Below are 15,209 nucleotides of genomic sequence, written 5' to 3' on the forward strand. Positions count from 1 at the left end.
TTTTTAAATTCATACTAAAAACAATACATTTGCTTTTAGTTTTAATACAAATATTTTCGCATAAAAACCACAAAAAAGTGAGTTTGAAATACGATCAATTTTTTAAAATATGTTAAAACGGTACAGCACATTCAAAATGTAACTGCTCATTTGTTTGCGGATGGTAAAACCCTAATTGATATGCATGTAAGCACAATCGATCAGACCATTGTTGTTGCTCAAGTGATGCATATAAGGTATCACCAACAATTGGATGCCCTAAATATTGCATATGAACACGTAATTGATGGGCGCGACCAGTAATCGGTGTCAATTCAACACGCGTCACTCGATGTCCATTTAATTCAAGTTGCTCTAGAACTTTCCAGTGTGTAATTGCTGCTTTATGATGCGATTGATCTACAATATGCAGTGGCGGTCGTGTTTCATCGTAAATGACAGGAATATTAATCTCTCCCTGTCCATACAGTTCACCAGCGACCAATGCTTGATATGTTTTTTCTGTTTGGCGCTCTTGAAACTGTCTAGAAATTTTATTTTGACCTAATCGTGTTAATGCGAATACCAGTATGCCTGATGTATCTCGATCTAGACGGTGAATTAGTAACGTGTTGGGCTCAAGAGTTTTTAAGCGAGTCAGTACACTGTCATACAGAGCATCCCCACGACCGGGTACGCTAAGTATACCTGCTGGCTTATGAATGACCATGAAGTCTTCGTCACGATGAATCAGATGTTTGGTTAAAAAATCAGTCAAATTTTAATCCCAAGCGAATCGCGAAAATAAGGCGTGCCATGATAAAAAGCTTAACCTAGAAATACAATAGAAAATCACGGACTTCTCTGTTTTTTTCGTCATTTAGGGATATTTTTTTAGAATTAAAGTATTTTTCATTGTAAATAAAAAAAGCCACTGAAAATCAGTGGCTTTTTAGAATTTGGCGGAAGCGGTGAGATTCGAACTCACGGAGGGCGTAAACCCTCGTCGGTTTTCAAGACCGGTGCATTAAACCGCTCTGCCACGCTTCCATGTGGCGTATATTATAAATATTTTTTCCACCAAGCAAGTGCTTTTCCAAAAAAACACACTTAACTGGATATTGTTTCATCAAATTAAAGAAAGCTGACTAAAAACCAAACATCTTAATGCTGTCTTGGGAGCAATTTCGAACTATGGTGCAACTTTGCAACAGAAAATATGTATAAACAAGAAATTAGACTAAGTACTGCAGAACTCATAAGCCAAAAAGCTGGTGTACTCTGACTTCCCGTCTGTTGCACGATATATGTTGAAATTACAGGCGTTAAACCACCAAAAACTGAGGTCGCTAAACTGTAAGCAATAGAAAAACCTGCCGTACGTACAGATGCAGGCATAATCTCAGTCAATGTAACTACCATCGCACCATTATAAAAACTATACATTAGAGAAAAACAACCTAAAACAATGAGCATACGTGTCAAACTAATTTCAGTTGTTAACCAATTTAACAATGGATAGGCACAAAATAAAATAAGGATGGTCATAGTCATTAACATGATTTTACGCCCAAACTTATCGGCAAGTATGCCTCCAATAGGTAAAAGCACAAAATTACTGACACCAACTGCAATCGTTGCAATTAAACTCTGTTTAGTGCTCAGATGTAGTACTTCTTTACCGTATGTTGGCGTGTATACCGTAATGAAATAAAACATAGTTGTTGTCGTTGCCACCATAAGCATACCTGCAATAACAACTTTCCAGTTACTAAGTAGGGTTGCAAAAATTTGCTTAGTCGTTGGACTTTCTTTACGATTTTCAAATGCTTGTGTTTCTTTTAAATTTCCACGTAAATAAAAAATTGCAGGAATAATAACGCATCCAATAATAAACGGGATTCGCCATGCCCATGCAGACACTTGTTCTACGGTAAAAATTTGATTCACACCAAAACCAAGAAGTGCTGCAAAAATGACGGCGATTTGCTGACTAGCAGACTGCCAACTGGTAATAAAACCTTTATTGTGATCATCAGCGATTTCAGAAAGATAAACAGACACACCACCTAACTCGACCCCAGCAGAAAAACCTTGTGCTAGTCTCCCTACTAAAATAAGTAACGAAGCTGCGATACCAAGTGTCTCGTACCCTGGTGTAAATGCAATAATTAAAGAACCAAATGCCATAATGGTGAGCGTTACCATAAGTCCTTTTCTACGCCCAATTCGGTCTACATATGGACCTAATACCAACGCACCAATCGGTCTCATAAAGAAACTTACTGCAAAAACTAGAAATGTCTTAATCAGTGCTGCATATGTACTGTCAGAATGAAAGAAGGTTTCTCCAATAAACTTTGCATATAATCCAAAAAGGAAGAAATCGTATTGTTCTAAAAAATTTCCGCTTGTAACATTAAAAATATCACGTATGCGAGATTGCTGACTTCCTGCTTGCATCTCGACTCTCCTTAGCCTTTATACTGGGTTCACTTCAGTTAAGCGTATTCTTATTTTTTAACCAAACCTTAAAGTAATCTTAATTTCAGACTAAAGAATAACTCCAAATAGACCAAAGTATAACTACATAAAAAAGGATGGTATTTACCATCCTTTTTTTCTATTTTCTTAATTAACGGCGATCTAAAGATAGATGACCAGGCCCTGTAATTGCCAATAATAAGAATCCACCCATAATACTTACATTTTTATAAAAATTGATCATATTCATTTGTACAGCATCCCCTGTCATTGACCAATATGCATGACCAATTATTGCTGTCCCTAAAGTATATAAAGCAAAAATAACAGCAAGTGGACGCGTATAAAAACCAATGAGAATAAGAATCGACCCTACAACTTCCATTAAAACAGCAACTGCTGCAGCAACGGTAGGTAAAGGTGTATGCATTGATGCCATATACGCCACAGTTCCACTAAATCCTGTTATTTTTGGCAAACCAAAAAGCAAAAATAAAACGATTAAAAGAATGCGTGCAACCAGTAATACAAAAGATTTTGATGATCCAAAATCAAAATAACGTAATGTATTCATTTTAATATTCCTATTATTTAATCTATAATGTCTGATAAATTAATTTTATTTTTTCTTTATTTTAAATAAAATATTATAAAAAGTTTTTTATGTTCTATTTTTAGAACAATATAATCATTTTTAGTGCTTATCTAGCATTAATGTACGCCACCCATTTGTACGAGACGAGTAATTCCTGTCACAATCATATCAATTGCAATTGTACCTATGAGTAAGGCAGACAAACGCCCGACAATATCAAAGTAATAATCGACATATTTAGCATGCTTATAACGTAAATTATCGTGTAGAAATTTCATGAGTATTAAAATAGACGATGTAAGTACCAATGTTACTGCTATAACTGCGATCGCACCCCAAAGTTTAATATCCATTCCCATTACAACCGCGGCACTAATCGTACCTGGTCCTATCATAAATGGCATGGCTACAGTTCCTGCCAAGTGTTCAGGCGCACCACGAATTTCTCCAATCGTATCTGCACCCTGAAACACATAGCGATAACCAATCACCAAAAAGATGATACCTCCAAAAATTTGAAATGATTCAAAACGTACATTTAAGTACTTATTAAAAATCGCTTCACCACCCCATGCAAAAAATACAAAAACAGCATAAGCAATAAAGCTTCCTTGTATTAATGCTTTATTAAATATTTTCGCATCTGTATTTCTAATCATTCCAACCATGTAGATACTCATGAGGAAAGGATTTAGAAGCGAAAATAATAACGCAAACGAGTGAATATAAGAGGTTAACATCTTATGGCGCTACTCAAATTATTGGTCTTTAGGATCTGGGAAACTGAGCGTTTTACCTACCGTCGTTTCACGATTCAAATGCAAGAATGTTAAATGGCGTTCATATTTATCTAGAACATCATTAATCACTTGCTCTTTACCGTAGCCCATAAGGTCATTCCCTTGACTACCTTCGAACAAGAATGTTTCTAAGCGGTAGTAATAGGTATTTCCTAATTTGCTACGTTTACTAAATTCAGGTGCATGATAACGCTGTGGCCAAATTTGGTAAACAAAGTTTTGCTCGGCATGTAAGTCTACCGTCAGATCGATATGATATAACTCGCTATCTAGATCTTCTTCCATTTGAGTTTTAGATAAAGTGACTTGAACACCCTTCTCTTTTAGTTCTTTCATCACCTCTTCTAAAGCAGGATCACATACATCATTCAACATCTGTAATGTTGCTTTTTTCCCAGGATGATGCATCACTCGAGATAAACGTTGTTTCCAGTTTAGAATATCAACATTACCCACCACAGGTGCAGCATTTAACAAAGCACTTTGAGAACGATGATCTTCTAACCGCAACGATTTTAAAATACCGATCATCACAAAAATCATGACAAAACTAAAAGGTAGCCCCATAATTACCGTTGCTTTTTGTAATGTGCTAATCCCATTTGACATAAGCATTGCAATGGTTAACACACCAATCACAACTGACCAGAAAATACGAATCCAATTCGGTGCATCACTGTTCACATCTTTTAAACGATAGCAGAAACTTCCAAGTACAATTGCACCAGAGTCTGCTGATGTTACATAAAATAATAATCCAGTAATAAATGCAAGTACTGCAGTAAATGAGAACCATGGATAAAAAGATAACAGCTTATAAAAACCGAGCTCAGGCTTTGCCAGAATTTCTTGTGCGAACTGAAGGTTCCCATGAATGATTTGGTACAATGCGCTGTTACCCATAACCGATAACCATGCAATAGTAAATAAAATAGGAATAATTAGCGTACCAACAACAAACTCACGAATTGTACGACCTTTTGAAATTCGTGCCAAAAACAGTCCTACAAATGGTGCCCAAGCGATCCACCATGCCCAGAAGAAAAGTGTCCAATCACGCACCCACTCTGTAGTATGTTTATTTTGATCTTGGTTATATGCAAAAGTATCTAATGTCATTGAAGGAAATTTACTAATGTAATCTCCAATGTTCAATACCATACCGTTTAATAAAAACTTGGTATCGCCCAAAAACAAAATGAATAGTAACAACCCGATTGCAAAGTAAATATTCAATTCTGCAAGGAATTTTACGCCTTTATCGACACCTGTTGTTGCAGAAATAATACTAATACAAACCGCAAAAACAACCAACCACGATTGTACAGTTAAACCTTCATGCACACCAAAGATGAGTGATAAACCATAGTTTAACTGTACAACCCCAATCCCACAGGTTGTTGCAAGTCCAAAAATTGCACCTAAAATTGCAGCAATATCGACAAGGTGACCGATCATACCATTCACTCTATCTCCAAAAATTGGATAAAGTGCAGAGCGTACGGTTAAAGGTAAGTTATAACGGTAAGCAAAATAGCCCAGTGCAATACCAATTAAGGCATACATACACCAACCCGTTAGTCCATAATGGAAAATTGTAAATGTAATGGCTTGACGCGCAGCTTCAATGGTTTGACCCTGTCCAACAGGAGGTTGCATATACTGTGTAATCGGTTCTGCAACAGAGAAAAACATCAAATCAATCCCGATACCAGCAGCAAAAAGCATAGATGCCCAACTCACCATACTAAACTCAGGTTTAGAATGTTTAGGCCCTAACTTAATATCACCATAGCGGGAACAAGCAAGAAAAAGAACAAAAGCAATATATAAAGAAGCAATTGCAAAGTAATACCAGCCAAACGTAGATGTTACCCAATCTAATACGACGTCTAAAGCTTTAGACGCTTCAGCATTAAACAAAATCGTGAATAGGGAAAACACCACCACAAGACCCGCAGAAACATAAAATACAACATGGTTGAGTTTATCTTCAGTGGGCACAATCTTGTGCTGCGTACTGGAGGAGTTATCTTGATTCATACAATCCTCTTTTTTATTCATAAAAATAACTTTTTACTTCGCGTAAAAAGTTTTAAATGCACAAATCTGTGTCTCATTTTTAAATACATATTTCATCATCATGAAGCATGTACTTATACATTCGATGCAGTTATTGCACTTTATTTTTCGAAGATGTCACACATCTAGGACAGGTATATCAACCTGATGGTTCATCTAAAAGCGAGAAATGAATGAATCTTTCATATTTATAATGGCATTAGCTCGCTGAGCTAAAACTATATAACAACGATATGAGAGAATATAGAATCATTTAAAAAAAGATTGTTAAGTACAATAACATTCCTCTGACTCTACTCGGCTTATACCGACTTTATGCCTCAATTGCATAAAGGACAAATTATGGCATACAGTACATCCTACTGTATTGAAAAACCCTCACAACCTTAAATGTTCCACCTAAGTTTTTTAAATCACTTAGCCCAATAGAAACGAAAATATACAGTGAATAAAATGACAACGACATTTTCATGGTCGATTATACACCAATTGATTGAACGTTCAATCAATGATATATTATTATGCAAATTAAGCGATATTCTGAATATGAAAATGGCATTAGGGTCATATGAATACAAGTCGAGTAAAACCTGAACACGTGCGCCGAGAGCAGATTATCAATGCCTCTTTCGATGTCATTTATGAACTTGGTCTAACCAATACAACAATTGCCAAAATTGCAGCAAAAGCAGGCTTATCTACAGGAATCGTCAGTCATTACTTTGGTGATAAACAGGGTCTGATTAATGCATGTATGCGTGCAATGCTAAATGAATTAAGAATTCAAACAGAGCAGTACCGAGAAAATTCAGATAAAGCTCCTGCCGAAATTATTAAAGCAATTATTGACTCAAACTTCGATGCAAGTCAGACCAGTGCGAAGGCTATGCGTTTATGGTTAGAGTTTTGGGCAGCCAGTTTACATACCCCTGAATTACAGCGTTTACAAAGAGTAAACGATCAACGGCTATATTCAAATTTAAGATATTATTTTCTTAAATTACTACCAAAACAAAAAGCAGATATTGCAGCACGTGGTATGGCTGCACTCATTGATGGTCTTTGGTTACGTGGCAGTCTAATGAGTTATCAAGACACTTTCGATGCAGAACAAGCACGCCATATTGCTTATAACTATTTAAATACACATATTAAGTTGCAGGAGATTGAATCATGAGTCATGCACCCGTTCATCCACTTTATATTCACGGCGAATATGTCAACTCAACACAAGAGAAAACCTTTGAGACAATAAACCCTGCAACTGGCGAAGTAATTGCACATATTCACAGCGCATCTCAAGAAGACATTGAAAAAGCTGTTCAGAGCGCACAAAAAGGGCAAAAAATTTGGGCAGCAATGACTGCAGTAGAACGTTCACGTATCTTACGTCGTGCTGTCGATCTGCTTCGTGAGCGTAATGACGAGCTGGCTAAACTAGAAACGTTAGATACAGGTAAAGCTTATAGCGAAACATCGACTGTAGATATTGTTACGGGTACAGATGTACTCGAGTATTACGCTGGTCTAGCAACTGCTATTCAAGGTGAACAAGTTCCTCTACGTGACTCTAGCTTTTTCTATACACGCCGTGAGCCTTTAGGTGTTGTCGCAGGTATTGGTGCTTGGAACTACCCTATTCAAATCGCACTTTGGAAATCTGCACCTGCCCTTGCAGCTGGTAACGCTATGATTTTCAAACCAAGTGAAGTCACACCACTGACCGCTTTTAAACTTGCAGAAATTTATACCGAAGCAGGCCTACCTGCAGGTGTATTTAATGTTGTTCAAGGTTTTGGGGAAGTCGGTGCTATGCTTGCCGAACATCCTGTCATTGAAAAAATCTCATTTACAGGCTCTGTCCCTACAGGTAAAAAAGTCATGGCAACTGCTGCAAGTTCTTCTTTAAAAGAAGTGACTATGGAACTTGGCGGCAAATCACCACTAATTATCTGTGAAGATGCAAATCTTGATCGTGCAGCCGATGTCGCTATGATGGCAAACTTCTTTAGTACAGGCCAAGTATGTACAAATGGTACACGTGTCTTTATTCCTAAATCACTCAAAAATGATTTTGAACAAGCTCTTCTAAAACGCGTTAAAAATATTCGTCTTGGGCAACCTATGGACGAACAAACCAATATGGGACCTCTCGTCAGTTTCCCACACATGGAAAAAGTACTGTCTTACTTAGAAAAAGGTAAAACACAAGGAGCTACCCTTCTATGTGGTGGACAACGTGCAACAACAGGCGAACTTGCTCAGGGTGCTTTTGTAGAACCAACAATTTTCACTGATTGTTCAGATGAAATGGATATTGTAAAAGACGAAATTTTCGGTCCTGTGATGAGTGTCCTCACTTATGAGACAGAAGAAGAAGCTATTACACGTGCAAATAACACACACTTTGGTCTAGCAGCAGGTGTAGTCAGTGAAAATATAGCGCGTGCGCACCGTATTATTCATCAACTTGAAGCAGGTATTTGTTGGATTAACACTTGGGGAGAATCCCCTGCGGAAATGCCAGTAGGTGGCTATAAACAATCTGGTGTTGGTCGAGAAAACGGTATTTCGACTTTGGAGAACTATACGCGCATTAAATCTGTGCAAGTTGAGATGGGTGAATACGCCTCTATTTTCTAAAACACTCCTCTCCCATAAAGGCATACATTCATTATGTATGCCACTTCCCGATTACCGCTAAACAATAAGGATAGAATGATGGCAAATCAAGAATATGACTACATTATTGTTGGTGCCGGTTCTGCAGGTAATGTACTTGCAACACGCCTCACAGAAGATAAAGATACCACTGTTTTGCTTTTAGAAGCTGGTGGACCAGATTACCGTGCAGACTTTCGTACACAAATGCCAGCCGCATTAGCTTACCCATTGCAAGGTCGACGCTACAATTGGGCATATGAAACTGACCCTGAGCCACATATGAACAACCGTCGTATGGAATGCGGACGCGGTAAAGGCTTAGGTGGTTCATCTTTAATTAATGGTATGTGTTACATTCGTGGTAACGCCATGGATCTAGATGGCTGGGCAAAACTTCCCGGCTTAGAAGATTGGTCATACGCAGATTGCTTACCTTATTATCGTAAAGCTGAGACACGTGATATTGGGCCAAATGATTACCATGGTGGTGAAGGTCCTGTTAGCGTAACTACACCAAAAGCTGGAAATAATGTTTTATTTCATGCCATGGTAGAAGCTGGTGTAGAAGCTGGTTATCCACGTACAGATGACCTCAATGGCTACCAGCAAGAAGGCTTCGGCCCAATGGATCGCACTGTAACAAAACAAGGCCGTCGTGCCAGTACAGCACGTGGATATTTAGATACTGCAAAGAAACGCTCGAATATTACGATTGTTACTCACGCGGTTACAGATAAAGTTTTATTTTCAGGTAAACGCGCAACAGGTGTCCAATATCTTCAAGGTGAAAGCACCACACCGACCGTTGTAAAAGCACGTCGTGAAGTACTCATTTGTTCAGGTACAATTGCATCACCACAAATCTTACAACGCTCAGGGGTTGCAGATCAGGCATTTTTAGAAGAACTTGGTATTCCTGTTGTTCATCATTTACCGGGTGTTGGTGAAAATTTACAAGATCATCTAGAACTCTACTTACAGTACGCAGCAAAGAAACCTGTATCTCTCTACCCTGCTTTGCAAATGCATAACCAACCTGCAATTGGTGCAAAATGGTTATTTCTAGGTGAAGGTATTGGGGCATCAAATCAATTCGAAGCCGGTGGTTTTATACGTAGTCGCCCTGAATTTGAATGGCCAAATATTCAGTACCACTTCTTGCCTGTTGCCATTAACTACAATGGTAGCAATGGCGTACAAGAACACGGCTTCCAAGCTCATGTAGGTTCTATGCGCTCACCATCTCGTGGTCGAGTACGCATTAAATCATTGAATCCACATGACCATCCAAGCTTATTGTTCAACTACATGTCTACAGAACAAGATTGGCAAGAATTCCGCGACTGTATTCGTCTAACACGTGAAATTATGCATCAACCTGCTTTAGACGAATATCGTGGTCGTGAAATTAGTCCGGGTAAAGATGTCGTTACAGATGAGCAACTTGATGAATTTGTTCGTAACCATGCTGAAACGGCGTACCATCCATGTGGTAGTTGTAAAATGGGTACAGATGATATGGCCGTTGTAGACCACGAGGGTCGTGTACATGGCTTAGAAGGCTTAAGAGTCGTCGATGCATCCATTATGCCTATTATTATTACAGGTAATCTAAATGCAACTACTATTATGATTGGTGAAAAAATTGCAGATGCCATACGTGGACAAAAGTTACCACGTTCAACTGCGCCATATTATAAAGCAGATGATAAGCCTGTACGCCAAGCACCAAAGCGTGAATTTAACGAAGAGATGATGCAGTAGTTTTCATCACTGCCATCAAATAAAAAAGGACTGCACAGGCAGTCCTTTTTGTTATCTGTATATTAATCAGCTAGAACCTTTGCAATAGATTCAGCAACATAATAAACATTTTTCTGATTCAAACCAGCTACACACATACGGCCACTGCGAAGTAAATAAATTGCATAATCATCACGTAATGCATCTACTTGCTCTGCCGTTAGTCCCGTATAACTGAACATACCGCGTTGTTTTACAAGGTAGTCAAAGTTTTTACCTGGGAGGCGTTGAACAAGCTCATCACGTAAAATGGTACGCATTTTAGCAATACGCTCACACATACCTTCTAATTCTTCTTCCCAATCAGCACGTAATGTATCATTTTCTAATACAGCATTTACCAGTAACGCACCAGTTGTTGGTGGGTTTGAGTAAACACGGCGTACTGTTGCTTTTAACTGACCAAATACATTTTCAGCACTTTCAGCATTTTCTGAAACAATAGTTAAGCCACCAACACGCTCGCCATAAAGAGAGAATATTTTAGAAAAAGAGTTGCTTAAAATAAATTTTGCGCCTGCCTTGTCTAATGCACGAATCAGATAAGCATCTTTATCTAGACCTTCAGCAAAGCCTTGGTATGCAATGTCTAAGAAAGGAATAAGTTTACGTTCAAGTAATACTTCAATCACCTGATCCCATTGCTCAGGAACTAAGTCTGCACCTGTTGGGTTATGGCAACAAGGGTGTAACAGTACGATATCATTTTCAGGAAGTTGTTTTAAACAATTCAACATTTCCTCAAATGCAACACCATTTGTCTGTGCATCAAAATATGGATACTCTGCTGTTTCAAACCCTGAGCCTTGGAAAATAGCAATATGATTTTCCCAAGTCGGTTGACTTACCCATACTTTCGACTTTGGAAAGTATTTTTTAAGGAAATCTGCACCAATTTTTAATGCGCCTGACCCACCCAATGTTTGAATTGTCACAGCACGTTTTTCAGCTCTTGCCGTACTTTCTTCACCCAACAACAATAATTGTGTGGCATCGCAATAACTTTTTAAGCCAGACATTGGTAAGTAAAGCTTTGCTTTATCTACATTCTTACCTATTTCTAAAGCGGCTGTTTTTACTGCATTAAATTGCGGAACAATGCTGTCTTCGTTGTAGTATAAGCCAATACTTAAATTAACTTTATTATCACGCTCATCTTTTTGGAATTTTTCCATTAAACTTAAGATTGGGTCGCCCGCATACGGCTCAACATGCTGAAACATAATTCACTCTGTCCACTCTATGGTTTCATCATTATATACATAGATTTATACTCAGGTGTGCATAGATTTCACACAAACACAAAAAAATATGCTCAACTATAGTCTTATTGTTTTTATAAAAAACTTGGCCTACTTTGTAAACCAAATGCTTTTTTCTCCTTGCTCAATTTTGTTTAAAATTGGACAATCTGCTTTTTCATTTCCTGAACAACAGGCTGCTGTTTCTTGCAATACTTCAACCATATGCTCTAATTGCACAATCTGATTTTTAAGCTGTTCAATATGTTCAAGCGCTAGATGCTTTACTTCTCCACTATGGCGATCTTTATTATGCCATAATTGCAAAAGTGCCTTGGTTTGGTCGGTAGAAAAGTTTAATGCTTTAGCATGTAAAATAAAATGCAATGTTTGAATATGAACAGTATTGTAAATGCGATAACCCGCCTCAGTACGTTGTACTTTAGGTAAAAGCCCAATCGACTCATAGTAACGAATCATCTTATTAGACAATCCTGTTTGTTTTGAAACTTGTCCTATATTCATATAATTATTACGCTCCGCCTTTAGACTCCGAATAATGAAAACGTTTTAGACGCAGTGCATTGGTTAAAACAAAAACTGAAGATAAACCCATCGCCAAAGCCGAGATCATTGGTGACAATAAAATATGATAAAAAGGATATAAAACCCCTGCTGCGATAGGAATAAGTGCAATATTATAAATAAATGCCCAAAATAAATTTTGCTTTATATTACGAATAGTTGCTTTACTTAATGCAATTGCATGTGTGACTGTTTGTAAGTTCCCAGACATCAATACAACATCTGCAGACTCAATCGCAACATCTGTACCTGTTCCTACAGCTAAACCAATATCGGCTGATGCTAAGGCAGGTGCATCATTTATACCATCTCCTACATAGGCAACTTTGCCATACTCTTTTTGTAGTTTCTGAATCGCATTTACCTTACCTTCTGGTAATACTTCTGCAATCACGTCATCAATTTTTAATTTTTTCGCAATTGCACGCGCAGTTTTATAGTTGTCGCCACTAATCATAACAACCTTTAGACCAAGTTCATGAAGTGACTGAATCGCTTTATAAGTAGATGGTTTAATATCATCTGCTACTGCTACAATTGCAGCTACCGTATTCTCAACTGCAATATAAAAAGGCGTTTTCCCATCTTGTGCAAGTTGTTCTGATTTGACAGCAAATGTTTTGACCTCTAAACCTAATTTTTTCATAAAACGATCTGCACCAATACAAATACGTTTCTGATTCACAAAGGCTTGAATACCATAACCTGCAACAACTTGTATTTCATTTGCTTCAAACAAGGTAATTTGTTGGTCTTTGGCATAATTGACAATTGCCTGTGCAACAGGGTGCTCAGAATACTGCTCTACCGATGCCATATACCGTAAGATATCTGCTTTATTTTGATTATCTATGGTCATTAAATCAGTTAATTTGGGTTTACCCTCGGTCAACGTACCTGTCTTATCAAAGGCAATAACTTCTGCTTCTTTTAACGTTTGTAATGCTTCGCCTTTTCTAAACAAAACACCCATTTCTGCACCACGCCCTGTACTTACCATAATAGATGTAGGCGTTGCCAAACCCATGGCACATGGACATGCAATAATTAATACTGCTACAGCATTTACAAGTGCGAATGAAAAAGCGGGACTTGGTCCAAACACCAACCAAGCAATGAAAGTAATCACTGCCAGAACAATAACAACGGGAACAAACCACATGGTGACTTGATTAACCATCGTTTGAATTGGGAGCTTTGAGCCTTGAGCTTCTTCAACCAAACGAATAATTTGTGCCAATACCGTATCACTTCCAGTCGCACTTACCTGAATATGTAAAATGCCTTGTTGATTGACTGTACCAGCAACAACGTGACTGTCTTTATCTTTTTTGACAGCAATAGGCTCTCCTGTAATCATGGATTCATCAACAAAACTATGACCCTTTAAGACCGTACCATCTACAGCTATTTTTTCACCAGGCTGAACAACAACTGTCATTCCAGCCATCACTTGTTTAATATCTACTTCAAGTAACTCACCTGCTTTTAAAATACGTGCTGTTTTAGGTTGTATACCTATTAAACGTTCAATCGCTTGGGAGGTTTTTCCTTTTGCTTTTGCTTCTAAATAGCGCCCTAATAAAATTAATGTCACAATCACAGCAGCAGCTTCAAAATAAACATTTACTGTATTTTCAGGAAGTAACCATGGTAAAAATGTCGCGATACATGAGAAACCATATGCTGCTAGCGTACCCAAAGCTACTAAAGAGTTCATATCTGGCGCTAAACGAAATAGAGCAGGTAATCCCTTTTGGTAAAATCTACGGCCTGGGAATATAAGTACACAAGTTGTTAATGCAAACTGAATATACCAGCTCAGCGACTGGCCTAAATAACTAAGAACCAAATGATGAAAAGACGTGGAAATATGTGTTCCCATCTCTAAAACAAAAATAGGAAGTGTACAAATTAGAGCAATTATTAAATCGCGCCTGAGTACTTTGGCTTCTTTTTCTCTTCTTTGTGTTAATGACTCTTCTTTATCCTCACTTTGATTATTTTTAATTTCTGCCTGATATCCTGCTTTTTCTACAGTCTGAATAAGTATTTCAGGAGAAATATTTTTCTGCAGATGAACTTGTGCAGATTCAGTAGCAAGGTTAACAGATACATCATCTACCCCTTCAACTTTTAGCAAAGCCTTCTCTACACGTCCAACACACGATGCACAAGTCATACCTCGTATATTTAAATCTATAATATTTTCAGTATGTTGATTTTTTTCATAAGATGCACCATAACCAGCACGCTCTACAGCCTTTACTAAATCTTCAGTTTTTAAACCAGTAACACCTTCTACTACTGCTTTTTCTGTTGCCAAATTTACAGAAACGTTTTCTACACCTGCTATTTTTTTTAAGACTTTCTCCACACGCCCAACACACGATGCACAAGTCATACCGTCTATATTCAGAACAATACGATTGGTTTTTGGTAGTACCACATCGTAGCCTGCTCGCTCAATAGCAGACCTAATTTGTGCTTTATCTAAATCTTGTCCAGATATGATGACCTTCTCTGTTGCCAAGTTTACATTTACTTCTTCAATATTTTCTTGTTTTTTTAAGACTTTCTCTACACGTCCAACACACGACGCACATGTCATCCCTTGTACGGTCAGTTCCAGTGTCTCATTTTTTTGAGCGCTCATCATACGCCTCTGTATCCCTGATTATTTAATTTTAGTTTAAACCTTTACATCATGTTAAGGTCAAGCTTGACCTTCTCCCTATGGGAAGGTTTAAACTCTTTACACATCATCAACCCAAAGGGGTGCAAAATGCAATTTGAAATTCCGAATATGACTTGTGGTGGTTGTGCGCGTGGTGTAACTGCAATTATTAAATCACTCGATGAAAATGCACAAGTTAATATTAACTTAGACACAAAACAAGTTGAGGTAAATACAGATTTACCTGAAGCTAAAGTTCGTGAAGCATTAAATGAAGATGGCTTCCCACCTGCTTAAAA

General features: G+C 37.8%; 12 protein-coding genes and 1 tRNA gene. 4 read left to right on the top strand and 9 right to left on the bottom strand.

From position 1 onward, the window contains the following. Nucleotides 1-112: 112 nt before the first annotated feature. The 6 genes from OZX61_RS07985 to betT all read right to left on the bottom strand — a co-directional run bounded on the left by OZX61_RS07985 (nt 113) and on the right by betT (nt 5,901). Nucleotides 113-757, bottom strand: a complete 645-nt coding sequence (locus OZX61_RS07985; protein WP_277094474.1) for an RluA family pseudouridine synthase — start codon at nt 755-757, stop codon at nt 113-115. Nucleotides 758-939: 182 nt separating this feature from the next. Then, a tRNA-Ser gene (locus OZX61_RS07990) sits at nt 940-1,029 on the bottom strand. A 114-nt stretch (nt 1,030-1,143) separates the two neighbouring features. Then, nucleotides 1,144-2,442: an MFS transporter gene (locus OZX61_RS07995; RefSeq protein WP_277094475.1), complete on the bottom strand. Its 1,299-nt coding sequence runs from the start codon at nt 2,440-2,442 to the stop codon at nt 1,144-1,146. Between the two features lie 172 nt (nt 2,443-2,614). Then, nucleotides 2,615-3,037, bottom strand: coding sequence for a DoxX family protein (locus tag OZX61_RS08000; RefSeq protein ID WP_195771347.1), 423 nt, complete (start codon nt 3,035-3,037; stop codon nt 2,615-2,617). A 137-nt stretch (nt 3,038-3,174) separates the two neighbouring features. Further along, nucleotides 3,175-3,798, bottom strand: a complete 624-nt coding sequence (locus OZX61_RS08005) for a MarC family protein (protein ID WP_277094476.1) — start codon at nt 3,796-3,798, stop codon at nt 3,175-3,177. 18 nt (nt 3,799-3,816) lie between these two features. Next, on the bottom strand, nt 3,817-5,901 hold the full coding sequence (gene betT / locus OZX61_RS08010) for a choline BCCT transporter BetT (RefSeq protein ID WP_277094477.1): 2,085 nt from the start codon (nt 5,899-5,901) through the stop codon (nt 3,817-3,819). 607 nt (nt 5,902-6,508) lie between these two features. On the opposite strand from betT, the gene betI reads away from it, so the two are divergent. The 3 genes from betI to betA all read left to right on the top strand — a co-directional run bounded on the left by betI (nt 6,509) and on the right by betA (nt 10,368). After that, nucleotides 6,509-7,117, top strand: a complete 609-nt coding sequence (gene betI, locus OZX61_RS08015) for a transcriptional regulator BetI (protein ID WP_277094478.1) — start codon at nt 6,509-6,511, stop codon at nt 7,115-7,117. Beyond that, nucleotides 7,114-8,583 (top strand): betaine-aldehyde dehydrogenase, encoded by a 1,470-nt coding sequence (betB, locus tag OZX61_RS08020; RefSeq protein WP_195771351.1) that lies wholly within the window; start codon nt 7,114-7,116, stop codon nt 8,581-8,583. The genes betI and betB overlap by 4 nt, the downstream gene beginning before the upstream one ends. Nucleotides 8,584-8,661: 78 nt before the next feature. Next, on the top strand, nt 8,662-10,368 hold the full coding sequence (gene betA / locus OZX61_RS08025; RefSeq protein WP_277094479.1) for a choline dehydrogenase: 1,707 nt from the start codon (nt 8,662-8,664) through the stop codon (nt 10,366-10,368). Nucleotides 10,369-10,430: 62 nt separating this feature from the next. Here betA and OZX61_RS08030 read toward each other — a convergent pair whose 3' ends face one another. From OZX61_RS08030 to OZX61_RS08040, 3 genes are all read right to left on the bottom strand, one after another. Next, nucleotides 10,431-11,630, bottom strand: a complete 1,200-nt coding sequence (locus OZX61_RS08030; RefSeq protein WP_277094480.1) for an amino acid aminotransferase — start codon at nt 11,628-11,630, stop codon at nt 10,431-10,433. A gap of 129 nt (nt 11,631-11,759) precedes the next feature. Beyond that, entirely contained in the window at nt 11,760-12,173 is a 414-nt protein-coding gene (gene cueR, locus OZX61_RS08035) for a Cu(I)-responsive transcriptional regulator (RefSeq protein WP_277094481.1), read from the bottom strand. 7 nt (nt 12,174-12,180) lie between these two features. Beyond that, the gene (locus tag OZX61_RS08040; protein ID WP_277095642.1) at nt 12,181-14,889 is read right to left on the bottom strand and encodes a heavy metal translocating P-type ATPase; all 2,709 of its coding nucleotides are present in this window, start codon (nt 14,887-14,889) and stop codon (nt 12,181-12,183) included. 129 nt (nt 14,890-15,018) lie between these two features. Between OZX61_RS08040 and OZX61_RS08045 the strand changes: the two genes are divergently transcribed. After that, complete coding sequence (locus OZX61_RS08045; RefSeq protein ID WP_196337637.1) at nt 15,019-15,207, top strand: heavy-metal-associated domain-containing protein; 189 nt, start codon at nt 15,019-15,021, stop codon at nt 15,205-15,207. Nucleotides 15,208-15,209: the final 2 nt, after the last annotated feature.

The sequence above is a fragment of the Acinetobacter sp. ESL0695 genome, from assembly GCF_029392135.1.
GTDB classification, from domain to species: Bacteria; Pseudomonadota; Gammaproteobacteria; order Pseudomonadales; family Moraxellaceae; genus Acinetobacter; species Acinetobacter pollinis.

Coding starts and splice junctions, on each gene's coding strand:
- OZX61_RS07995 (WP_277094475.1), bottom strand. CDS start 2,442: ATGCAAGCAGGAAGTCAGCAATCTCGCATACGTGATATTTTTAATGTT.
- OZX61_RS08000 (WP_195771347.1), bottom strand. CDS start 3,037: ATGAATACATTACGTTATTTTGATTTTGGATCATCAAAATCTTTTGTA.
- OZX61_RS08005 (WP_277094476.1), bottom strand. CDS start 3,798: ATGTTAACCTCTTATATTCACTCGTTTGCGTTATTATTTTCGCTTCTA.
- betT (WP_277094477.1), bottom strand. CDS start 5,901: ATGAATCAAGATAACTCCTCCAGTACGCAGCACAAGATTGTGCCCACT.
- betI (WP_277094478.1), top strand. CDS start 6,509: ATGAATACAAGTCGAGTAAAACCTGAACACGTGCGCCGAGAGCAGATT.
- betB (WP_195771351.1), top strand. CDS start 7,114: ATGAGTCATGCACCCGTTCATCCACTTTATATTCACGGCGAATATGTC.
- betA (WP_277094479.1), top strand. CDS start 8,662: ATGGCAAATCAAGAATATGACTACATTATTGTTGGTGCCGGTTCTGCA.
- OZX61_RS08030 (WP_277094480.1), bottom strand. CDS start 11,630: ATGTTTCAGCATGTTGAGCCGTATGCGGGCGACCCAATCTTAAGTTTA.
- cueR (WP_277094481.1), bottom strand. CDS start 12,173: ATGAATATAGGACAAGTTTCAAAACAAACAGGATTGTCTAATAAGATG.
- OZX61_RS08040 (WP_277095642.1), bottom strand. CDS start 14,889: ATGAGCGCTCAAAAAAATGAGACACTGGAACTGACCGTACAAGGGATG.
- OZX61_RS08045 (WP_196337637.1), top strand. CDS start 15,019: ATGCAATTTGAAATTCCGAATATGACTTGTGGTGGTTGTGCGCGTGGT.